Genomic DNA, 22288 nt, shown 5'->3' on the forward strand with positions numbered 1-22288 from the left:
TCCGGACGTATTCATGGATGTCGAGCCGAAAGGGCACAACCATGAATCTCCACCGCGTGTACGGGATGCCTGTTAGCCTCCCGCAGCGTAGGCTCCCCCGACAGGACCCCCTTCCCCATGTGAGGCCTACCGTGACGCTCCTTCTTCCCCTGCGCCGCGTCGCTGCAGTGGCGACCGCTGGCGCCCTGCTGGCGCTGAGTGCCTGCGCACCCGACCTGCGCGCCGTCGGCGATCCCGGTCCCGCCGGGTCACCCGCGCCGGGAGGAACCGCCTCCCCGGCACCCAGCCCTGTCGCGTCGCCGTCGCCGTCGCCGACACTGACGCCCACGCCGACGCCGACACCCAGCACGCCAACCGCGCCGCCCGTCGTCACCCCGACCGTCACGGCCCTCTACTCCGAGGGTGACGACGGCGACGGCGTCCGCGAACTGCAGCACCGGCTCGCGCAGCTCGAGTGGTTCGAGGGGAAGATCACGGGCGACTATGAGACGGCAACGCGGCTGGCCGTCGAGGGCTTCCAGGGCAAGCGCACCCTGCCGGCGACCGGCGAGGTCGACCAGGCGACCTGGGACGTGCTGGTCAAGATGACCCGCGAACCCACCCACGACGAGATGTACAACATCATGAGGCCGGGGCCGACGCTGCTCGCCGAGGGAGCCACGGGGGACAGCGTCAAGGATCTGCAGGCCAGGCTGAAGCAGATCGCCTGGTACGAGGCGAAGATCGACGGCATCTACGGCGCCAAGACGGTGGAGGCCGTGCGCGGCTTCCAGGCCAAGCGTGAGATCCCCGTCACCGGCGAGGTGGACCAGCGCACCCTCGACCGGCTCAAGGCGATGACCAGACGGCCGACGACCGACGAACTCAACAACGTCGCTCCCAAGCCAGGCACGATGTCGCTGGACGACCGCTGCCTCTCCGGACGGGTGGTCTGTATCTCGAAGGCCCAGCGCAAGCTGGCCTGGGTGGTCGACGGCGAGATCCAGATGACGATGGATGTCCGGTTCGGGTCGGAGCTGACCCCCACCCGCAACGGCGTCTTCTCCGTCTACTGGAAGTCCCGCAACCATGTGTCGAAGCTGTACGGCTCGGCCATGCCCTGGGCGATGTTCTTCAGTGGCGGACAGGCCGTCCACTACTCGGCGGACTTCGCGGCGCGCGGCTACAACGGCTCCTCCCACGGCTGCGTGAACGTGCGCAGCAAGGAGCGGATCGACGCTCTCTACAGCCAGGTCCGCGAGGGGGACACAGTGGTCGTCTACTCCGGCTAGGGCCACCTGCCCCTGCTCCCTGGGTGGGGGTTTCCCGGATCCGACGGGGACTCCGGTCTGACGGCTGTGCGCCCTCGGCTGCGTTACGCTCCCGAGGGCGAAAGCCTCAACTGAAGGAGAACGATTCGTGGGTATCTGGCTGGCCGTGGCGATGCAGGTACTGTCTTCGTTCGCTTTCGCGGGCGGGGCGATCCTGCAGCAGTTGGCTGTCAAGAGCACATTCGACCCGACCGCCAGGGCCTCCTCGAACCGGCTGACGGCGCGAGGAATGCTCAATCTGCTGCGCATCCCCCGGTGGCTGCTCGGCCTGTCGCTGGTGTTCCTCGGTGCGCTGATCCACCTCTCCGCACTGTCGTTCGCGCCGGTGACCATCGTGCAGCCGATCGGCATCCTCGCCGTCCCGTGGGCCGTCATCATCGCGGCGAAGATCCACAAGCACCCGCTGTCGGGGAAGCTGTGGGCGGCCGTCGGAGTCACCATCGCCGGCGTCGCGGGATTCACGCTCTTCTCCACCACCTACGCGACTGCCGAGAAGTTCGTCACGTTCCCGCCCATGCTCATCTCATTCGCCATCGTGTGCGTGCTCGCGGCGCTGCTGGCGTACTCGGCCACCAAGGCCGCCCCGTGGGCGAGGGCGATGCTGTGGGCCGCGACGGGCGCCACCTTCTACGGCCTCGCCTCCGGGTTCATGAAGACCGCGATCGACCTCATCGTCAAGCACGGGCACCAGTTCGACGGCTGGCGGTTCATCGTCACGGTCGTCTTGATCGTGGTCTGCTTCGTGCTGGGCGTCTGGCTGATCCAGCAGGGCTACGCCTCCGGCCCGGCCGAGATCACCGTCGGCACCATGACCACCGTCGACCCACTGATCGCGGTCCTGTTCGGCCTGATCGTGCTGGGGGAGGGCGGCAACATGGGCATCGGGCCCATGATCGGCATGGCCCTCACCGGCGCCGTCGCCGTCTACGGTGTCGTGATGCTCAGCAAGGAGCACCCGGACGCGATCGCCGAACGCGAGGCGCACGAGGCCGAGGAGCGCGGCCAGTCGAACGCTAGCCCTCACTGAGCAGGGCGAGGGCAGCCGCGACGTCAGGCAGCAGTACGACGCCCTCGGGCGGCGCTGGGCGCCGGAGCATGACGACGGCGGCGTTGGCCTCATCGGCTACCCGCAGTTTCGCTGCCGTTGCGTCCCCGCCGGAATCCTTCGTGATGAGAGAGTCGATCTGGTGCTCCGCGAACAGGCGGCGCTCACCGGCCAGTGAGAAGGGGCCGCGGGCCAGCTCCAGCCGCCAGGCAGGCGGAAGCGGTGCCGACGGCGGCTCGGCAGCCCTCGCCAGCACGTAGCGGTCGTCCAGCGCTGGTGAATAGTCGAGGGTGTGCTGGCGTCCCACCGTCAGCAGCACCCGGCGTGACCCGAGGGCTACGACCGTGGAGGCGGCCGCCGCATGGCTGTCGACCCAGGCCCACCTGTCGGCGTGAGGATGCTTCGCCCATCCGGGGCGATCCACCCGCAGCAGCCGGACGCCCGCTGCGGCGCAGGCCAGCGCTGCGTTGCGGGTGATGCCCGCCGCGAAGGGGTGCGTGGCGTCGACGACGGTAGTGACGCGCCGCTCGGTGAGGAACCGGAGCAGCCCCTCCGCCCCGCCGAAACCGCCCACCCGGACGGAGGCCGTGAGCAGCGGGTTGGATGTGCGGCCCGCGAGCGACTGCAGATTCGAGATCCCGCGCCGGTCGAGTGCGGCGCACAGCTCCCGGCCCTCCGTCGTGCCGCCCAGAACAAGGATCACGGTGCAAGGGTATCGCGCTGACTGTGCCGCGCCCTGCGCGTAGGCTCTGGTCGTGATCCTGCATCTTCTGCGCCACGGCCAGTCCGTGTGGAATGTTGAGCAACGGGTGCAGGGGCAGACGCCTCACGTGCCGCTGACCGCCGCCGGGCTTCGGCAGGCCGAGGAGGCCCGCGAACGCCTGCGCGACGCTCCGCTGACCGCCATCCTCAGCAGCGACCAGGTGAGGGCCCGCCAGACCGCCGACGTCATCGCCGCGGCCCACCGACTGCCCGTCCGGGAGACGGTCCTGCTGCGCGAGCAGGGGCTCGGCTACCTCGAGGGCCGCTACTACCACCAACTCGAGGAGGAGGTCACCCCCGCCGGGGTGCACGTCTCGGAGATACGGTGGGGCGGCGGCGAGTCGATGGCCGACGTGGCACGCCGGCTCCGGCCGCTGGTCGACGCGCTGCGCGCCGAGTTCGTCGGTGATGAACAGATCCTGCTCGTCTCACATGGCGACACGCTTCGTATCCTCCTCGCGATCCTCGACGGCGGCGGACACCGCGACGTCGACTGGGTCACGTACGCCGCCTGGCCGAACTGTCACGCCGAGACCCGCACACTGGACGCCGTGGGCGGGCCGAAGGCCCGCGGCGGCCTGTAGCCGCACTGATACCCTCGGGATCATGCACCACAACCTCAGCCGCGCCCTCGGCATCGCCGTCGGGGTGCTGGCCGATCGCCTTTTCGGTGATCCGCATCGGCATCATCCCGTCGCCTGGTTCGGCACCTGGGCGTCCCGCGTGGAGAAGCCGCTGTACGCCGACGATCGCGCGCACGGTGCCGGATTCGTGGTGGCCGCCGTCGCGCCCGTCGCCCTCGTCGCGATGGTAGTGGAGCGGAGCACCCGCACGCATCCCGTCGCGCACGCGGCGGCGACGGCGGTGACGACCTGGGCCGTCCTTGGCGCGAGGAGCCTCGCCCATGAGGGCGAGCAGATGGCCGACCGACTCGACGAGGCGGATCTGGAGGGGGCTCGGGCCCAGCTCGGGCACCTGTGCGGAAGGGACCCGGCTGGCCTCGACGAGTCCGAACTGGCCCGCGCGGTCGTCGAGTCGATGGCCGAGAACACCGCCGACGCCGTCGTCGCATCGCTGTTCTGGGGTGCTGTCTCCGGGATCCCCGGGCTCGTGGTGCACCGGTGCCTCAACACACTCGACGCGATGTTCGGACACCGGAACGACCGCTACGGACGCTTCGGTACGGCCGCCGCGAGGCTTGACGACGCCGCCGACTGGCTACCCGCCCGGATCACAGGGGCCGCGGCCTGCATGCTTGCCCCCGTCGTCGACGGAGACCCGGCCCAGGCCTGGAGGATCATGCGGCGCGACGCGCACGACCACCCCTCGCCCAACGGCGGCTGGTGCGAGGCCGCGTGGGCCGGAGCGCTCGGCGTCCAGCTCGGCGGACGCAACACCTACCAGGATCGGGTGGAGGAGCGCGGCCTCCTCGGAGACGGCCCCCGCCCGACGGCGCGGGAGCTCCGGAAGGCCGCCACGCTGGTGACGGCCGTAACCTGCGCGGTGACGGCGGCCGCCGTCACCGTCCTGACCGTTGTCCCGCGGAGGGGCCGATGACTGGACTGCTGATCGCGGGGACCTCCTCCGATGCGGGGAAGAGCCTCTTCGTCACCGGTCTGTGCCGCGTGGCGCGCCGGCGCGGCATTGACGTCGCGCCCTTCAAGTCGCAGAACATGAGCAACAACTCGATGGTCTGCCTCGACGGCTCCGAAATCGGGCGGGCACAGTACCTGCAGGCGACGGCGGCCGGTATCGTCCCGTCGTCGTTGCTGAACCCGGTGCTGCTGAAGCCGGGAACGGACCGCAGATCGTTCGTGGTTCTCCGCGGCCAGCCGCACGGCACTCTCGAAGCCGGGGAGTACGCCACGTCGCGTAGGCACCTCGCCGAGGCGGCCTACGCGGCCTTCGAGGAGCTCGCCGCCACCCACGAGCTCGTCATCTGCGAGGGCGCCGGCTCGCCAGCCGAGATCAACCTGCGCAGGGGTGACTACACCAACATGGGGTTGGCCAGGCAGTTCGGGCTGCCGACGGTGCTCGTGGGAGACATCGACCGCGGCGGGGTGCTCGCCTCCATCTACGGCACCTGGGCCTTGCTCGACGACGCCGACAGGGCACTGCTGGCCGGCTACGTGATCAACAAGTTCAGGGGCGACCAGTCGATCCTCGACCCCGGTCTGGACGACATTTCCGGCCGCACGGGGCTCACCAACTACGGCGTCCTCCGGTTCCTGCACGGCGTCTGGGTCGACGGCGAGGATGCGCTGGAGGTCGGCCGCTGGCGCAACGACGCCAGGGACGATTCCGCCGGCGACCTTACCGTCGCAGTCGTCCGCCTCCCGCGCATCTCGAATGCGACGGATGTCGACGCGCTCGCCCAGGAGCCAGGGGTCAGAGTCGTCGTCACCGTCGATCCGCGGGAGGTGGAATGCGCCGACCTGGTCGTGCTGCCCGGCTCCAGGTCGACGCTCAGCGACCTGGCCTGGCTGCGGGCGACCGGCATCGCTGACGCCATTGTCGCCCGCGCCGCCGCAGCCCGCCCCGTGCTCGGCATCTGCGGTGGCTTCCAGATGCTCGCCCGCACCATCGACGACGGTGTGGAGGGCGACGGCGTCGCGGATGGGCTGGGCCTCCTCCCCGCCGACATCGCGTTCCATACCGAGAAGGTGCTCGGCCGCCCGCAGGGCACTTGGCGGGGCCACGCCGTCGACGGCTACACCATCCACCATGGCCGCCCCGCCGTCGACGCAGGCGCCGAGCCGTTCCTGGGTGGCGCCCACGCCGGCTCTGTCTGGGGCACCATGTGGCACGGCTCGCTGGAGAGCGACGGGTTCCGCCGGGCCTGGCTGGCTGCTGTGGCCCGCGAGGCCGGCTCCGCCTGGGAGCCGCGCGACGACGGCGGCGGCTTCCAGGCGCTGCGGGAACTGATGATCGAGACGACCGCGGACGCCATCGAGGAACATATCCGGGTCGACGACCTCCTGGGGTTGGCCCGCTGACCCGGCCCGCCGCAGGTCCAGGAGGAACAGCCCGACGTCGTCGTGCTGGCCCTTGTCACTGGGGCGTCATCCTCACCATCCGCCGCGCGAAGCGGCGCTCGGTGGCGACCGCGGCAGAGGGGTAGGGGACCCCGCGCGTCGCCGGCAGGATACGATCTGCGAGACTGGTGGCGCACGAGGGTGCGAGGAAGCCGGTGGAAGTCCGGCACGGTCCCGCCACTGTTACCCGTCCCGGGGAAGTCAGGAACTCGTCTCGTGCCAGTCACTTCCATGGGCGAGGACACCCAGAAAGGCAGACCCTCGTGGCGCATCCCCAACTGGTCGGCGTAGGCGTAGGCCCCGGCGACCCCGAGCTCGTGACCGTGAAGGCGGTCCGGCTGCTCGCATCGGCAGACATCGTTTTGGTACCGGCGACGGAGGAGTCCGGCGACGGGCCAGGCCGGGCTGAGCAGATCGTCACCGCTAACTGCCCTGACGCCAGGATCCTGCGCATCCCCTTCTCGATGGCCTGCAGGAGCGGGATCAGCGAGAAGCGCAAGGCGTCCTGGCAGACGTCCGCCGACGCCGCCGTCGGGGCCTTCCGTGAGGGCGCTGACATCGTCGTGTTCGCGACGGTGGGCGACCCCAGCGTCTACTCCACGTTCTCCTACCTGGCAGCCCACGTGGTTGAACTCCTACCCGATGTCGAGATCCAGGTGGTGCCCGGGGTCACCGCGATGCAGGCGCTGGCTGCTGAGAGCCGCACCCCGCTGGTCGAGGGCACCGAGACTCTTGCGCTGGTTCCCGTGACCGCCGGGATGGAGAGGTTCGCGGAGCTGCTGGACGCGGTCGACACTGTCGTCGCGTACAAGGGGGGACGGCACCTCCATGAGGTGGCAGCCGCCATCCGCGGCAAGGGCCGCGACGCCGTGCTTGGCGTCAACATCGGCCTCGACCACCAGGAGTTGCACCGGCTCAGTGACCTCGACGACGACCGGGCCGCCCCGTACTTCAGCACCGTACTCGCCCCCGCCCGCCGTGGAGAGACGACGGGGGGACGGCTGTGAGGGGGAAGGTGGTGTTCGTCGGCGCAGGCCCCGGCGCGGACGACCTGATCACGGTCCGCGGCGCCCGCGTGATTGCCGAGGCCGACATCGTCATCTGGGCGTCGTCGCTGGTCCACCCCGGGATCGTAGCCACCACCAAGCCCGGTGCGCTGATCGTCGACTCGGCCACCGAGGCGCTGGAGGATACCGAGGCCCACTACCGGCGCGCCGCCGAGGAGGGGCTGCTGGTGGCCCGCGTGCACACAGGCGACCCGTCGATCTACGGCGCGACAGGCGAACAGTACGAGCAGTGCCGCCAGCTCGGCCTCGACTACGAGACGGTCCCAGGAGTCTCGGCCTACTCGGCCACCGCCGCCCGCATGAACGCCGAGATCACCATCCCCGAGGTGTGCCAGTCGTTCATCCTCACCCGGCTGGAGGGCGGACGCACACCCATGCCGCCCCGCGAAACCGTCCGCGGGTTCGCGGCCCACGGGGCGACGATGGCGCTCTACCTGTCCGCGGCCCGCAACAAGCAGCTGCAGGCGGAGCTGCTGGCCGGCGGCTACCCGCCGGAGACACCCTGCATCGTCGGCTACCGTGTGACCTGGCCCGACGAGATGATGCTGCGTTGCCGTCTCGACGATCTGTCGGCCACCATGCGCGAACACAAGCTGTGGAAGCACACCATCGTCATGGTCGGCCCCGCCCTGGCCGAGGGGCACAGCGGCACCCGCTCCCACCTCTATCATCCCGGCTTCCGGCACGAGTACCGCGCCGCCGACCCCGAAGCGAAATCCGACCTGCGCGCCAACGGTGCCGGCGCGGTCCACACCCAGGAGACGACGCCATGATCCACGTCCACGGCTATCTCGGAGAACTCTCCGACGACACCCGCACCCTCGCCCGCACGGCCGCCCTGGTTGTCGGCGGGCGCCGCCACCTCGCCGACCTGGACGTCGATCCAGACCGGCAAGTGGTGCTCGGCGCGCTGACCCCGGCCCTCGAACGCCTCGCCACGCTGCGGCCCGACCAGGACGCCCTCGTCGTCGCCAGCGGCGATCCCGGCTTCCACGGCATCGCGCGCCGCATCCGCCTGGCCGGTCACCAGGTGCGGGTCCGGCCGGCGGTCAGTTCCGTCGCCGCCGCCTTCGCCGCCGTCGCGCTGCCGTGGGACGACGCGCTGGTCGTCTCCGCGCACGGCAAGCCGATCGACGAGGCCGTCGCCGCAGCCAAGTGGCACCCCAAAGTGGCCGTCCTCACCTCGCAGGGGACCGGGGTCGCCGAGCTCGCCGCCGCCGTTGGCCACCTCGGCCGCACCTTCGTCCTCGCCGAGCGGCTGGGGGCCGACGACGAGCGGGTGCGGGTGCTGACGGCCGCCGCCGCCGTCGCCCTCGACGATGTCGCCGAACCCAACGTGGTGCTGATCCTCGACGGCACACCCGACACCCGCGCCCTCATTTCCGGCGCCCACCTCGAACGCGCCGGCGGCGAGGAGCCGCTCATCGGGCAGGTCGTCAACTCGCCCGCCGCCCGCAGGCATGCCGACAGGATCGACGCCGCCCTTGGGGTCACCTCCGTCCGCTACGACGGCCCCGCAGCCGAGTTGCTGCCGCGGGCCTGGGCTGAATGCGACCTGATCGTCAGCCATCTCGCGCTCGGCGCGACGACCCGGCTCGTCGCCCCGCTGCTGCGGGACAAGCGCAGCGACCCGGGCGTCGTCGTCATCGACGAGGCGGGACGGTTCGCGGTGCCGCTCGTCGGCGGCCACACCGGCGGAGCCAACGACCTGGCCCGACGCATCGCCGACGGCCTCGGCGCCACGCCCGTCCTCACAACCGCCACCGACGCGCTCAACCTGCCCGCCCTCGACACGCTCGGCTGGCCCTACGCCGGGGATGTCGCCGGCGTCACCCGTGCCCTCATCGACGGCGCCCCCGTCCGGGTGGAACGGGCGCAGCCGTGGGCCCTGCCACCGCTGCCGAGCAACGTGTCCGTCGACGCCGCGGACGCCGCGGCGCGGATCGTGGTCACCGACCGGGTGGAGGTGCCTCCGGCGGACCTGCCGACCGTGGTGCTGCGTCCGCGCAGCCTGATCGTCGGGATGGGCTGCAACCGCGGCACCCCCGTCGAGACGCTGCGCGACCTGCTCACCGAGACACTCGCCGCCAACGACCTGGCCCTCGAGTCGGTCGCCGCCATCGCCACTGTCGACCTGAAGGCCGGCGAGATCGGGCTGCTGCAGCTGGTCAAACAGCTCGGTGTGCCGCTCGTCGACTTCACACCGGAGGTGCTCGCCGAGCAGGACGTGCCGACCCCCAGCGCGCTCGTGCAGGGGCACGTCGGCACCCCGTCGGTAGCGGAGGCCTCCGTCCTCGCCAAGGGCGCCGAGTTACTCGTCCCCAAACAGCGCAACTCGGACGCCACCTGCGCCGTCGGCCGCATCCCCGTGCGGGGACGGCTCAGCGTCGTCGGGCTCGGGCCCGGCGTCCGGGACCTGCTCACCCCGCGTGCGATCGAGCGGATCCGGCAGGCCACCTTCGTCGTCGGCTACGGCCCCTACGTCAAGCAGATCCGCGACCTCATCCGCCCCGGCACCCGTGTGCTGGCGTCCAAGATGGGCACCGAGGAGATGCGCACCTCCGCCGCCATCGACGCCGCCCGCGGAGGCGAGAACGTCGCGCTGGTCTGCGGCGGCGACCCGGCGATCTACGCGATGGCCAGCCCCGTCCTCGAGCAGGGCACCGACGGCATCGACGTCGACATCGTGCCCGGCGTCACCGCCAGCCTCGCCGTCTCCGCGATCCTCGGTGCCCCGCTGGGCCACGACCACGTCACCTTGTCCCTCTCGGACCTGCACACCAGCTGGGAGAACATCGAGAAGCGGCTCTTCGCCGCGGCCGACGGCGACTTCGTCGTCGCCCTGTACAACCCGCGCAGCCGCACCCGGCTGCGACACCTGCCGCGGGCCCTCGAGATCCTCGGCACCAGACGCTCGCCCGACACACCGGTCGCCGTGGTGCAGCAGGCCTGCCGCAAGCGGCAGAAGGTGATCACCAGCACCCTGGCGGAGTTCAACCCCGAATGGGTGGACATGAACTCCCTCGTGGTCGTCGGATCGTCGACGACACGGTTCGTCACCACCGGCGGCGGGGAGACCCGGATCGTCACGCCCCGCGACTACGCCTGGATGCCCACCGAAGCGAAGGAGCCCACCGCATGACCACCCCACTCGTGATCGCCGCCCACGGCACCCGCGACCCGCAGGGGGAGGCCGTCAGCCGGGAACTCGCCGACAGGGTGCAGGCCCTGCTGCCGGATAGGCGGGTGGCGATCGGCTTCGTCGAGCTCAGCTCGCCGTCGATTCCCGACGTGCTCGTCGACGTGCTCCGCGGCCAGGACGATCCGCGCGCCGTCGTCGTCCCCCTGATGCTCGGCACCGGAGGCCACGTCCGCATCGACATCCCCGAGTTCATCGAGCAAACGCTGGAGGCCCTCCCCGGCGCCAGGATCGACTACGCGACCCACCTAGGGCCCGACCCACGCCTCATCGACGCCGTCCGCGCTAGGATCGCGGCGGTGATGGGGGACTGGGTACCCGCCGACACGACGGTCGTCCTCGTCGGGCGTGGCGCGCTGGTGCCCGACGCCAACGCCGACCATGTGCGGCTCGCTCGGCTGCACTTCGAGACGGGCGGCTGGCAGGGAGTCGAGCCCGGATTCATCCAGGTGACCCGGCCCAGCCTTCCCGAGGCCCTCGACCGCGCCTACGCCGCCGGCGGCAGGAAGATCGTCGTCATGGGGCACTGGCTGTTCCCGGGACGGCTGCGCACCTGGACACACCAACAGTCGGCCGCCTGGGCCGCCGCCCACCCCGACGCGCAGGTGCGGGTCGCCGAGGTGATCGGCGCCTGCGACGAACTGGCGCACGTGGTCGCCGACCGCTACCGGCAGACGCTGCTGGACGCCCCAGGGGCGGGGGCCCCCGCCTACCTCAGCGGCCTGCGGCTCGGCGGCCGCAGGGTCGTCGTCGTCGGCGGCGGCGCCGTGTCGACCCGCCGGGTGCCGCGGCTGCTCGACTCGGGCGCAGACGTGACCCTCATCTCCCCGGAGGCGACACCGGCGTTGGAGGCCCTCGTCGCGCAGGGGCGGCTTGCCTGGGAGCGGCGGCGCTACGCAGACGGCGATGTCGCCGGCGCCTGGTACGCGCTGGCACAGACCGACGACCCGCGCGTCAACGCCCTCGTCGCAGCCGAGGCGGAGGCGGGACGCACCTTCTGCGTCCGGGCCGACGACGCCACGGGCGGCAGCGCCTGGACCGCGACGACTATGAACGCCGACGGCGTCACCGTCGGCGTGCTCGGCAGCCGTGACCCCGTCCGTTCCCGCGGCGTCCGCGACGCGCTGCTCGCGTCCGTCCGCTCCGCACTAGCCAAGGAGGCATCGTGACCGGCTATCTCAGGACCGGCGAGGAGATCTACGAGGAGTCGTTTCGGATCATCCGCGCCGAGACGAACCTGGCCCGCTTCCCGGCCGACGTCAGCCGCGCGGTGGTGCGCATGGTGCACGCGGCGGGCGCCACCGATATCGCCGACGACGTGGCCTTCACCCCGAACGTGGTGGCGGCCGCCAACGCTGCACTGCGCGCCGGAGCCCCCATCCTGTGCGACTCGTCGATGGTCGCCACCGGCATCATCGTCTCGCGGCTGCCCGCCGACAACGAGGTGGTCTGCCACATCAAGGACCCGGCGCTCGCCGAGGTGGCGGCCGCGAAGGGCATCACGAAGACCATGGCCGCCGTCGATCTGTGGCTGCCGCGCCTCGAGGGGGCCGTCGTCGCCGTCGGCAACGCCCCGACGGCGCTGTTCCGGCTGCTGGAACTGGTGGGGGAGACGGGCGTCAAGCCCGCGGCCGTCATCGGCATCCCCGTCGGCTTCGTCGGCGCAGCCGAATCGAAGGAGGCCCTTGCGGCCAATCCCTACGGCCTCGACTATCTGGTGGTGCGGGGCAGGCGCGGCGGCAGCGCCGTGACGGTTGCCGCGGTGAACGCCATCGCGAGCACCGACGAGCTCACCAACACGTCCCGCCAAGGCTAGGAGCCGGCCGCCGTCAGCGGCGCGCCCAGCCGGTCCGGTGTTAACCGACCCCGGTGCGGGCACCGCAGACGGCGGTTGGGAGACTGGCCGGGCAACTATACAGATGCTTCGTGCAGGCACAGGAATCCGGGAATAGATCCGGGACGGTCGCGCCACTGTGAGCCCCTCATCCGGGGGGAAGTCAGAAACTCGGCCAGCACGAACCAACGTCCGGGGCGCTGAATCCCGGCGGAAGGAGTGAGATGCACATCGCAGAGGGTTTCCTCCCACCCATACAATGCGCGGCCTGGTTCGCCGTGGCCACACCGTTCGTGGTCCACGGGGCGCGGGCGGTCATCCGGGAGGCGCGAAGGTCCCCCGAGAGCAAGCTGCTGCTCGCCGCGGCCGGCGCGTTCACGTTCGTCCTGTCCGCGATCAAGCTGCCGTCGGTGACGGGCAGCTCGTCGCACCCGACCGGCACGGGGGCAGGGGCGGTGCTGTTCGGGCCGCCCGTGATGGCGTTCCTGGGGACGGTGGTGCTGCTGTTCCAGGCGCTGCTGCTGGCCCACGGCGGCCTCACCACACTCGGCGCGAACGTGTTCTCGATGGCCATCGCCGGCCCCTGGGCCGGCTACGGCATCTGGCGGCTGCTGCGGACGGTGAAGGCCCCCACCTGGCTCGGAGTCTTCTCCGCGATGGTGGTGGCGAACCTGACCACCTACTGCGTCACGTCCTTCCAGCTGGCGTTCGCCTACCCGGACGCCGCCACCGGATTCTGGGGGGCGGCCGCGAAGTTCCTCGGCATCTTCGCCGTCTCGCAGGTCCCGCTGGCGATCGCCGAGGGCATCCTCGGCATCCTCCTCTTCGGATTCTTCACCCGTGTCGCGCCGGCCGAACTGGCGCGCCTCGGCGTCGTCCCCGCGGACCGGGAGGTGGCAGGTGTTTAAGCCCAAGGACTGGTTCATCGGGCTCGCGCTCGTGACGGGCATCGTCGCGATCTTCGCGCTCAGCTTCGTCCTCGCGCCTCCCGCGGAGGAGGGGGAGGAGGCGTTCGCGGGTACCGACGCCGCCGTGACCGCGATCCTGGAGGACGAGTACGGGGCCGAGCCATGGTTCAGCCCGGTCTTCGAGCCGGGCAGCGGTGAGATCGAGTCGGGTCTCTTCGCGGTCCAGGCGTCCATCGGTGCAGGGATCCTGGGATTCGCTCTCGGGCAGCTGCGCGGGCGTGCCGCCATGAAGCGCGAGCTGGCCCCGCTCGAATGACCACCCTCTCCATCGACGACGCCGCCTGGGCAAGCCCCTGGCGGCGGCGTCGGGTGGGGGAAAAGGTGCTGCTCAGCCTTGCGCTGCTGCTCACCGCGCTCCTCCTGCCCCCCTGGCCCGGATGCGTGGCCGTGGCCCTTGTCTCCGTCTTTGCGATTGTCGGCCCGGCCCGCATCCGTCCTTCCCTCCTCGCAACGGTGCTGGTGGCGCCGTTGACGTTCCTGCTGCTCGGCACCCTGCCCGTGGCCGTCCACTTCGGCGGCGACGGGTGGGGCATCGGCCCCCTCCGGTTCACCGCGGAGGGACTTGCGACGGCGGCGGGCCTGTTCGCCCACGGCATCGCCGGCACGCTCGCCATGATGGTGCTGGCGACGACGACGCCGATGATCGACCTGCTGACCTGGCTGCGGGGGCTGCGGCTGCCCGACGTTCTCCTCGAGATCGCGTCGCTCACCTACCGGCTGCTGTTCCTGCTCCTGGCCACCACGCTGGCCGTGCGGTCGGCGCAGCGGGCCCGGCTCGGCGACGAGGCGTCACCGCGGCGCCGCTGGGCCGCACTCGCCGCGACCACCGGCACCATCATCCTGCGGACCTGGGACAGGGCCGCCCGGCTGCAGCACGGGCTGGAGGGCCGCGGCTACGAGGAGTCCCTGACGACGCTCGCCCCGGTGCGGCACCGCAGTTGGCCGTTCGTGGCGCTCTCCGCGGCCGGCGTCTCCGGCGTGTGGCTCCTCTCCCTGGCGGCAGCGTGACCGCCGGCGCCGCCACCGAGATCCTCGGCGCGGCGGACCTGACAGCCGGTTTCCGCGGTCAGCCGCCGGTGTTGGAGGGAGCCAACCTCACCATCCGCCGCGGCGTCCGCATGGCGCTGCTGGGCCCGAACGGGTCCGGCAAGACGACGCTGCTGCGCAGCCTGGCCGGCGCGCTCCCGCCGATCCGCGGCACCGTCCGGGCCGAGGGAGGGCACTCGGCCACGACCGCGCCTCCCTGCGCGCTCACCGTCGCCTCGTGCAGCTCGTGCTGCAGGATCCAGACGATCAGCTGTTCTCCGCCGACGTCACGCAGGACGTGTCCTTCGGCCCGCTCAACCTGGGGCTCGCCGAGGCCGACGCACGCTCTCGGGTGGAGGAAGCCCTCGCCCTGCTGGGTGTCACGCACCTGGCGGAGCGGCCCACCCATCAGCTCAGCTACGGTGAACGCAAACGGGTCGCCATCGCCGGCGCCGTCGCGATGCGTCCGGCGGTGCTGCTGCTCGACGAGCCGACGGCGGGGCTCGACCCTGCTGGCGTCGCCGAGCTGACGGCGACCCTTGCCGGCCTCGACACCACCGTCGTGCTGGCCACGCATGACGTGGACCTGGCCCTCGCATGGGCCGACGAGGTGGCCGTCGTCGGCGGTCGCCGCGTCCGACAGGGCGACCCCTCGCTCCTCGGCGACGAGGAATTGCTCTCCGTGGCCCGGCTCCGCCGCCCCTGGCAGCTGGAACTCCTGCACCGGCTGGGGCTCCCCGTCGATCCGCTGCCCCGCACCGTCGACGACGTGGCCCGGGTGATCGGGTGCTAGACCTTCTCGACCGCCCACTGGATCAGGGTGCGGTTCGGCCGCCAGCCCAGCAGCGACCCGAGGGGCTCGGCGTTCTCCACCTGGATCCGCGACAGGTGCCCGCCCCACCGCTCGTGGACGGCCACGCACAGCAGCTCGGCCTCCACGGTGATGCCGTGCACGACGAGTCGGCCGCCGTCGCGCAGAGCCGCCATGGCCAGCTCCAGCACCTCCAGGGTGCCGCCGCCTCCGACGAACACGGCGTCGGGGGCCGGCAGCCCGCCGAGCACCTCGGCCGCGTCGCCCTCGACGAGCCGGAAGGCCCCCTCCGGGGTGAGCCGCTCGGCGTTGCCGAGGGCCCGGGACGCCCGGTCGGACCGACGTTCCACGCCGATGGCACGGGCCCCATCGGCCGCCCGGCACCATTCGACGGCGATCGAACCTGCGCCGGTGCCGACGTCCCACAGCAGCTGCCCGGGCAGCGGCCGCAGATGCGCAATGGCGCTCGCGCGGAGCACCCGCTTCGTGATGAGGCCATCGCTGGCGAAAACCTCGTCCGGCAGGCCGGGCGTGCGCCCGAGCAGGGCCCCGTCTCGATCGACAATCATGCCCGCATCGTATTGGAGGAAGCGTGACCAGAGGACGCACCACCGTCGACCCCGACGACGGTCTCACGACGAAGGAGCGGCGCAACCGTCCGCTGCTGCTGGTCTACACCGGCGACGGCAAGGGCAAGACCAGCGCCGCCGTCGGCACCGCGCTGCGGTCGTGGGCGCAGGGCTGGTCCGTCGGCGTCTACCAGTTCGTGAAATCCGCGTCATGGACGACGGGGGAGTACCAGGCCCTGACCAGGCTCGGCGAACTCGACGGCAACGTCACGTTCGAACGGATGGGCACCGGCTGCACTTGGATGCGGTCGGCGCACGGCGGCGAGGTGAGCGCGGAGGATGCGGCCAAGGCCGCCTGGGCCCACGTCAGGCAGGGCATCGCGGAGGAGCGGCACCGCTTCTGGCTGCTTGACGAGTTCACCTACCCGATGGCGTGGGGCTGGGTCGACGTCGACGAGGTCGCCGCGACGCTGCGGGACCGCCCAGGCATCCAGCACGTGGTCATCACGGGACGCCGCTGCCCGCAGCCCATCCTCGACCTCGCCGACCTCGTCACGGAGATGACAAAGGTCAAACACCCCTTCGACAAGGGGCAGAAGGGGCAGGCGGGCATCGAATGGTGATCCCACGCCTCGTGATCGCCGCCCCGCCTCCGGGCACGGCAAGACGACGGTGGCGACCGGCGTCATGGCCGCCCTGCGCGGCCGCGGCATCGACGTTGCCCCGTTCAAGGTGGGGCCCGACTACATCGACCCCGGCTACCACACGCTCGCGGCGGGGAGACCCGGCCGCAATCTCGACCCGTTCCTGTGCGGCGAGGAGCTCATGGCGCCGCTGCTGCTGCACGGGGCCAGCGGCGCCGACGTCGCCGTCGTCGAAGGCGTCATGGGGCTGTTCGACGGACGGCTCGGCAGCGACGGGTTCGCGTCCACGGCGCACGTCGCCCGCCTGATCGGCGCGCCCGTCGTCCTCGTCGTCGACGCCAGACACACGTCCCGCAGCGTCGGCGCGCTGGTGCTCGGCATGGCGACCTTCGACCCCGACATCCGCATCGGTGGCGTGGTCCTCAACCAGATCGGCAGCTCCCGTCACGAGGCCGAGGCACGCGCGGCGGTCGAACGCGTCGGCGTCCCCGTGCTGGGATCGCTGCCGCGGAACCTCGAGATCGAGGCCCCCTCGCGGCACCTCGGCCTCGTCCCCGCGGCCGAGCGCGACGACGCAGGCATCGTCGCCATGGGCGATGTCGTCGCCGCGCACGTCGACCTCGATGCCCTGCTGGCGCTGGCAGGGACCGCGCCGCCGCTCGCGGCCGAGCCGTGGCGGCCGCCGCTTGCGCCTCCCCGCGGGGCAGGGGCCACCGGCCGGCCGAGGGTCGCGGTCGCGGGCGGACGGGCCTTCACGTTCCGGTACGCGGAGACCGACGAGCTCCTCATCGCCGGCGGCTGCGAGCCGGTCGTCTTCGATCCGCTCACCGACACAGCGCTGCCCGCGGGGACGGCGGGCCTGTGGCTCGGGGGCGGGTTCCCGGAGGTGCACGCCAGGGAACTCGCCGCCAACACGGAACTGCTCGCCGCGATCCGCGACGCCATCGCTGCGGGAGTCCCCACCGTCGCCGAGTGCGCCGGGCTGCTGTACCTGTGCCGCGAACTCGACGGCGAGGCGATGGTCGGGGCGCTGCCAGGCACCTCGGCGATGACGGCGCGCCTGACCATGGGCTACCGGGAGGCCACCGTCGAGACCGACACCCTCCTCGGACGGGTGGGCGAGACTGTCACGGGGCACGAGTTCCACCGTACGGCCGCCGCCCCCGGCGACCAGCCGGCCTGGCTGCTCGACGGGCGCCCGGACGGCGTGGCGACCCCCACCATCCACGCCTCCTACCTGCACACGCACTGGGCGGGGCATCCGCAGCTGGCGCAGCGGTTCACCGACGCCGTTCACCGGTGGCGGGACGAGGCGACGGCCGCACCGGACACCGCGCCGGAGCCCGACCTCGCGCACCACGGCGACAGTGACCTCGCGCCCGGCCTGGTCGACTTCGCCGTCAACGTGCGGCGGGGACGCACCCCGGGCTGGCTCGTCGACGCCATCACCCGCGACGCCGCCGACTGGGCCGCCTACCCCGACCCGGCGCCGGCCCGCTCCGCCATCGCCGCCCACCACGGCGTCGACGAGGACATGGTGCTGCCCGTCGCCGGGGCGGCGGAAGCGTTCACCCTGATCGCCAGGGCGCTCGACGGCGCCGCCGTCGTCATCCACCCCCAATTCACCGAACCGGAGGCGGCGCTCGTCGCCGCCGGCCGCTCACCCCTGCGCCATCTCCTCTCCGCCGCCGACGGCTTCCGGCTCGACCCCGACGCGGTGCCGGCGGCCGACCTCGTCGTCGTGGGCAACCCCACCAACCCGACGGGCGTGCTGCACCGCCGCGGAGACCTGCTCGCGCTGCGGGCCGGGACCCTCGTCGTCGACGAGGCGTTCCTCGATGCGGTCCCCGGTGAACCGGAGAGCCTCATCGGGGGCGACATGAGCCGCCGGATCGTGCTGCGCTCGCTCACCAAGACGTGGGCACTGGCGGGGATCAGGGCGGGCTACGTTGTCGGCGATCCGCGCACGATCGCCCTGCTCGCCGCCCAGCAGCCGCCCTGGTCGGTGTCCACGCCTGCCGTCGCCGCAACGGTGGCGTGCCTCTCCCAGGGGCGCCGCGACGAGGCCCGGCGGCTCGCCGCTGCAGCTGAGGCGGCCAGGGCCGACCTCGCCGGCCGGCTCCGCGGCATCGGCCTCGCCCCCGTCGACGGGGCCGCCCCCTTCGTCCTCGTCGACACCGCCAGCATCGCCCCCGGCTCCCTCCGCGAGGCGCTGGCGGCACGCGGATACGCCGTCAGACGAGGCGAATCCTTCCCGGGCCTCGGCCCCACGTGGCTGCGGCTCGCAGCCCGCACCCCCGACCACCACGCTGGCCTCGTCGCGGCCCTCGTCGACATTATGGAGACACTATGCAGCAGGAACTGACACCCCGTGAGGTCGTCCTCGTGGGCGGAGGCCCCGGGGACCCCGACCTCCTTACCGTCGCCGGCCTGCGGGCCATCAGGCAGGCCGACGTCGTCGTCCACGACCGGCTCGGGCCCGTCAGCGCCCTGCAGGAGGCCCGCCCCGACGCGGAGCTGATCAACGTCGGGAAGATCCCCCGCGGCGCATTCACGCCGCAGGAGGAGATCAACGCGATCCTCATCGACCGGGCGCGCAGCGGGCTGCGGGTCGTGCGCCTCAAGGGCGGCGACAACTTCGTCTTCGGCAGGGGAGGGGAGGAGTGGCAGGCGTGCGCCGAGGCGGGGGTCGCCGTGCGCGTCATCCCCGGCGTCACCTCGGCGGTGGCGGTGCCTGCGCTGGCGGGCATCCCCGTGACGCACCGGTCCCTCTCGCAGGGGTTCACCGTCGTCTCGGGCCACGTGCCGCCCGGCGATCCAAGCAGCCAGCTCGATTGGAAGGCGCTCGCGGCCACCAGCACCACGCTCGTGCTCCTGATGGCCGTGAAGTTCCTGCCGGAGATCACCGCGGCCCTGGTCGACGCAGGCCTGCCCGCCACGACGCCTGCGGCCATCGTCGCGGACGGCTCGACGACGCAGCAGCAGTCCTGGAGCGCCACGGTGGCCGACATCGCCGACGTGGCCGAGGCCAACGCCGTCCGCCCGCCCGCGATCGTCGTGATCGGACAGGTGGCCGCCCTCGACCTCCCCTGAACCCACATGTAGTGGTTGACACCCCAATGCGCCTCCACATATAGTTCCCGAAGCACGTGGTTCCGTCCGCCGGTCGGCGGGTGGCTAAGAGGGAATCCGGTGAGAATCCGGAGCTGCCCCGCAGCGGTATGCGAGAACGACCGCCGTCATCGGCACTGGGAGAAGACCTCCTGGGAAGCGACGGCCAGTAGGTGCCCGGATCAGGGCGCGCTCGCGAGTCCGAAGACCTGCCACGAAACAGTGCTTCGAGGGAAGACATCATGAATACCGTCTCCATTCGCGTGCAGAAGCGCGACGGATCCCTGGTCGACTACGACGGCGCCGAGGTCGCCGCCTCCATCGCTGACGCGGCCCGCGGCCTCGACGACGAGCTGCCCCGCGCGGTGCAGCTCCGGTCGGAGGTCGAGATCACGCTTTTCGACCGGATCAGCACCGATCAGCTCGATGACGCAGTCATCCACGTCGCGCTGGCCAACGTCAAGGACGACCCGGCCTACGACACCATCGCGGCGCGGCTCCTCACGAAGAAGCTCTACAAGCAGGTCTTCGACGATACCCACGACCTGTTCGGCGACGGCGCTCCCGAAACGATCCGGCAGCTGCACGTAGCCCGCTTCCCCGGCTACGTCGAGAGGGCCGTCTCGGCGGGGCTGCTGGCCTCGGAGTTGGCGACGGCGTTCGACCTGGAGGTCCTCGCCGCGGCGCTGGCCCCCGAGCGCGATGACCTGCTGCGGTTCATCGGCGTCCAGACCATCCGCAACCGCTACATGCTCACCGACTCGGCCCGGCGCCCGATCGAGGTGCCGCAGTTCTTCTGGATGCGTGTCGCCATGGGACTTGCCCTCAACGAGGCCGATCCCACCGCCGTCGCGCTCGAGCTGTATGACGCGATGAGCCGCCTGCTCTACTTGGCAGCCGGCTCCACCCTCGTGAACGCGGGAACGAGGTACGCGCAGCTGTCCAACTGCTTCGTGATGCAGATGAACGACGAGATCGAGCACATCGCCAAATCGGTGCGCGACGTCATGTGGCTGACGAAGGGCACCGGCGGCATCGGTCTGTCGGTGACGAAACTGCGCTCCGAGGGATCCCCGATCCGCTCGAACAACACCACCTCCACCGGCCCCATCCCCTTCATGCACACCATCGACTCGACGCTGCGCGCCGTCTCCCGCGGGGGCAAGAAGTTCGGGGCGCTGTGCTTCTACATGGAGAACTGGCACCTGGACTTCCCGCAGTTCCTCGACCTGAAGCAGAACTCCGGCGACCCGTACCGGCGGGTCCGCACGGCCAACACGGCCGTGTGGATCAGCGACGAGTTCATGGCGCGGGTGGCCGCCGACGACGACTGGTACCTCTTCGACCCGCTGGACGTCGGCGATCTCGTCGAGCTGTACGGCGCGGCCTTCTCCCGACGCTACGCCGAATACGTCGCGCTGGCCGAGGCAGGTGAGCTCAGCCGGTTCAGGAAGATCCGCGCCAGGGAGCAGTGGAAGGCCATCCTCGTCACGCTGCAGACCACGTCCCATCCGTGGTTGACGTGGAAGGACACCATCAACACGCGTGCCCTGAACAACAACACGGGCACCATCCACCTCTCCAACCTGTGCACCGAGGTGTGCCTCCCGCAGGACGCCGATAACGTCGCCGTCTGCAACCTGGCATCCATCAACCTGGCGCGGCACCTCGTCGGCTCGGGCCGCGGCGCCCGGTTCGACTGGGACCTGATGGCCCGCTCCGTCCGCACCGCAGTGCGCCAGCTCGACAACCTCGTCGACATCACGGCCTCCTCCGTGCCGGAGGCCGAGCACGCCAACCGGGAGAACAGAGCCGTCGGGCTCGGCGTGATGGGCTACTCCGATGTGATCGAGCGCCTCGGCCTCGCCTACGACGCTCCGGAGGCATGGGACGTCATCGACGAGGTGGTCGAGTTCATCAGCTGGCACGCCATCGACGCGTCCTGCGACCTGTCCCGCGAACGCGGACCCTACGCCAACTTCGTCGGCTCCCGCTGGTCGCGGGGGATGGTGCCGTTCGACACGCTCGACGAGCTGGAGGCCGACCGCGGTGTCCCCGTCGAGGTGGACCGCACTGCGCGGCTCGACTGGGACGCCCTGCGGGCCCGGGTCCGTGGCGGCATCCGCAACGCGACGCTCATGGCCATCGCGCCGACGGCGTCGATCGGGCTTGTCGCCGGCACAACGCCAGGCCTCGACCCGCAGTTCAGCCAGATCTTCAGCCGGACCACGTCGTCGGGCAAGTTCCTGGAGATCAACCGCAACCTGGTGGCAGACCTCAAGGGGCTTGGCCTGTGGGAGCGTGTGTGTGACGACCTGCTGCGGGTGCAGGGGGACCTGAGCCGGGTCGACGGCGTGCCCGAGTCGCTGCAGGCCACCTACCGCACCAGCTTCCAGGTGGATCCGCAGGCCTATCTGCAGGTGGCGGCGCGGGCCCAGAAGTGGATCGACCAGGCCATCAGCCGCAACATCTACCTGGCGGACCGGTCGGTTACCGCCATGGTCGACCTGTACCAGCTGGCGTGGCGGATGGGCCTCAAGACCACTTACTACCTGCACATGATGCCGCGCCACCAAGCCGAGCAGAGCACCGTGAAGGTCAACAAGGCCGCGGAGATCACGGGCGCGGGCGCCGGCCCCCGGCGCGGCTTCGGCGCTCGCCCCGCGGCTGCGGCCTCGGCCCCCGCGACCCCGCCCCGGGCGGCTTCGGCTCCCGCTCGGCGGCTCCCGTCGTCACCGGGGTCCAGGTCGTGCCAAAGGCATCGATCGGGCTGGAGATCGACGGCGTCGAATGCCCCGTGGATCCGCAGGAGCGGCTCCAGTGCGAGTCCTGCCAGTAATCGCCCCCTTCCCCTCTCCGACCTCCCCACGCCCCACGCGTCGTCGTGACGCGCCTTCACCAGGAGAC

17 protein-coding genes, 3 pseudogenes and 2 riboswitches are annotated in these 22288 nt (G+C 71.4%); of the genes and pseudogenes, 18 read left to right on the forward strand and 2 right to left on the reverse strand.

Going from position 1 to position 22288, the window contains the following annotated elements; translation table 11 throughout:
• Positions 1-131 precede the first annotated feature (131 nt).
• Complete coding sequence (locus H9L22_RS02725) at positions 132-1271, forward strand: L,D-transpeptidase family protein (RefSeq protein ID WP_226966086.1); 1140 nt, start codon at positions 132-134, stop codon at positions 1269-1271.
• 127 nt (positions 1272-1398) lie between these two features.
• Positions 1399-2337 carry a DMT family protein gene (locus H9L22_RS02730; RefSeq protein ID WP_187721495.1) on the forward strand — a complete coding sequence of 313 codons (939 nt, stop codon included), beginning with the start codon at positions 1399-1401 and terminating at the stop codon, positions 2335-2337.
• On the opposite strand, the gene H9L22_RS02735 is transcribed toward H9L22_RS02730, so the two are convergent.
• Positions 2324-3058, reverse strand: a complete 735-nt coding sequence (locus tag H9L22_RS02735) for a cobalt-precorrin-6A reductase (protein ID WP_187721496.1) — start codon at positions 3056-3058, stop codon at positions 2324-2326. The two genes, H9L22_RS02730 and H9L22_RS02735, sit on opposite strands and share 14 nt — an antisense overlap.
• A gap of 52 nt (positions 3059-3110) precedes the next feature.
• On the opposite strand from H9L22_RS02735, the gene H9L22_RS02740 reads away from it, so the two are divergent.
• The 12 genes and pseudogenes from H9L22_RS02740 to H9L22_RS02795 all read left to right on the forward strand — a co-directional run bounded on the left by H9L22_RS02740 (position 3111) and on the right by H9L22_RS02795 (position 15039).
• Complete coding sequence (locus tag H9L22_RS02740; protein WP_226966087.1) at positions 3111-3701, forward strand: histidine phosphatase family protein; 591 nt, start codon at positions 3111-3113, stop codon at positions 3699-3701.
• A gap of 22 nt (positions 3702-3723) precedes the next feature.
• Positions 3724-4674 (forward strand): cobalamin biosynthesis protein, encoded by a 951-nt coding sequence (locus H9L22_RS02745; protein WP_187721497.1) that lies wholly within the window; start codon positions 3724-3726, stop codon positions 4672-4674.
• Complete coding sequence (locus H9L22_RS02750; RefSeq protein ID WP_187721498.1) at positions 4671-6113, forward strand: cobyric acid synthase; 1443 nt, start codon at positions 4671-4673, stop codon at positions 6111-6113. The genes H9L22_RS02745 and H9L22_RS02750 overlap by 4 nt, the downstream gene beginning before the upstream one ends.
• A gap of 144 nt (positions 6114-6257) precedes the next feature.
• Positions 6258-6383, forward strand: a riboswitch (cobalamin riboswitch).
• A 32-nt stretch (positions 6384-6415) separates the two neighbouring features.
• The gene (cobI, locus tag H9L22_RS02755) at positions 6416-7159 is read left to right on the forward strand and encodes a precorrin-2 C(20)-methyltransferase (RefSeq protein WP_187721499.1); all 744 of its coding nucleotides are present in this window, start codon (positions 6416-6418) and stop codon (positions 7157-7159) included.
• On the forward strand, positions 7156-7992 hold the full coding sequence (cobM, locus tag H9L22_RS02760; protein ID WP_187721500.1) for a precorrin-4 C(11)-methyltransferase: 837 nt from the start codon (positions 7156-7158) through the stop codon (positions 7990-7992). The genes cobI and cobM overlap by 4 nt, the downstream gene beginning before the upstream one ends.
• Positions 7989-10361: a precorrin-3B C(17)-methyltransferase gene (cobJ, locus tag H9L22_RS02765; RefSeq protein ID WP_187721501.1), complete on the forward strand. Its 2373-nt coding sequence runs from the start codon at positions 7989-7991 to the stop codon at positions 10359-10361. Before cobM ends, cobJ begins: the two co-directional genes overlap by 4 nt.
• The gene (locus H9L22_RS02770) at positions 10358-11587 is read left to right on the forward strand and encodes a CbiX/SirB N-terminal domain-containing protein (RefSeq protein WP_187721502.1); all 1230 of its coding nucleotides are present in this window, start codon (positions 10358-10360) and stop codon (positions 11585-11587) included. Before cobJ ends, H9L22_RS02770 begins: the two co-directional genes overlap by 4 nt.
• Entirely contained in the window at positions 11581-12234 is a 654-nt protein-coding gene (locus H9L22_RS02775) for a precorrin-8X methylmutase (RefSeq protein WP_187722537.1), read from the forward strand. Before H9L22_RS02770 ends, H9L22_RS02775 begins: the two co-directional genes overlap by 7 nt.
• Before the next feature lie 242 nt (positions 12235-12476).
• Positions 12477-13160, forward strand: a complete 684-nt coding sequence (locus H9L22_RS02780) for an energy-coupling factor ABC transporter permease (RefSeq protein WP_187721503.1) — start codon at positions 12477-12479, stop codon at positions 13158-13160.
• Positions 13153-13476, forward strand: a complete 324-nt coding sequence (locus H9L22_RS02785) for an energy-coupling factor ABC transporter substrate-binding protein (RefSeq protein ID WP_187721504.1) — start codon at positions 13153-13155, stop codon at positions 13474-13476. The genes H9L22_RS02780 and H9L22_RS02785 overlap by 8 nt, the downstream gene beginning before the upstream one ends.
• Positions 13473-14228 (forward strand): cobalt ECF transporter T component CbiQ, encoded by a 756-nt coding sequence (gene cbiQ / locus H9L22_RS02790; protein WP_187721505.1) that lies wholly within the window; start codon positions 13473-13475, stop codon positions 14226-14228. The genes H9L22_RS02785 and cbiQ overlap by 4 nt, the downstream gene beginning before the upstream one ends.
• A pseudogene (locus H9L22_RS02795) lies at positions 14225-15039 on the forward strand (energy-coupling factor ABC transporter ATP-binding protein). The gene cbiQ and the pseudogene H9L22_RS02795 overlap by 4 nt, the downstream one beginning before the upstream one ends.
• On the opposite strand, the gene cbiT reads toward H9L22_RS02795, so the two are convergent.
• A complete protein-coding gene (cbiT, locus tag H9L22_RS02800) occupies positions 15036-15626 on the reverse strand; it encodes a precorrin-6Y C5,15-methyltransferase (decarboxylating) subunit CbiT (RefSeq protein ID WP_187721506.1) in 591 nt (196 codons plus the stop codon). The pseudogene H9L22_RS02795 and the gene cbiT overlap by 4 nt on opposite strands.
• Before the next feature lie 23 nt (positions 15627-15649).
• Between cbiT and cobO the strand changes: the two genes are divergently transcribed.
• The 4 genes and pseudogenes from cobO (at position 15650) to H9L22_RS02820 (ending at position 22220) form a co-directional block, all read left to right on the forward strand.
• Positions 15650-16249, forward strand: coding sequence for a cob(I)yrinic acid a,c-diamide adenosyltransferase (gene cobO / locus H9L22_RS02805; protein WP_187721507.1), 600 nt, complete (start codon positions 15650-15652; stop codon positions 16247-16249).
• Positions 16243-18635: pseudogene (locus H9L22_RS02810) on the forward strand (cobyrinate a,c-diamide synthase). The gene cobO and the pseudogene H9L22_RS02810 overlap by 7 nt, the downstream one beginning before the upstream one ends.
• A complete protein-coding gene (cobA, locus tag H9L22_RS02815) occupies positions 18620-19363 on the forward strand; it encodes a uroporphyrinogen-III C-methyltransferase (protein WP_187721508.1) in 744 nt (247 codons plus the stop codon). Before H9L22_RS02810 ends, cobA begins: the two are co-directional and overlap by 16 nt.
• 40 nt (positions 19364-19403) lie before the next feature.
• Positions 19404-19612: riboswitch (cobalamin riboswitch) on the forward strand.
• A gap of 11 nt (positions 19613-19623) precedes the next feature.
• Positions 19624-22220, forward strand: a pseudogene (locus tag H9L22_RS02820) (ribonucleoside-diphosphate reductase subunit alpha).
• Positions 22221-22288 lie beyond the last annotated feature (68 nt).

Source organism: Tessaracoccus defluvii (genome assembly GCF_014489575.1).
Lineage (GTDB): Bacteria > Actinomycetota > Actinomycetes > Propionibacteriales > Propionibacteriaceae > Arachnia > Arachnia defluvii.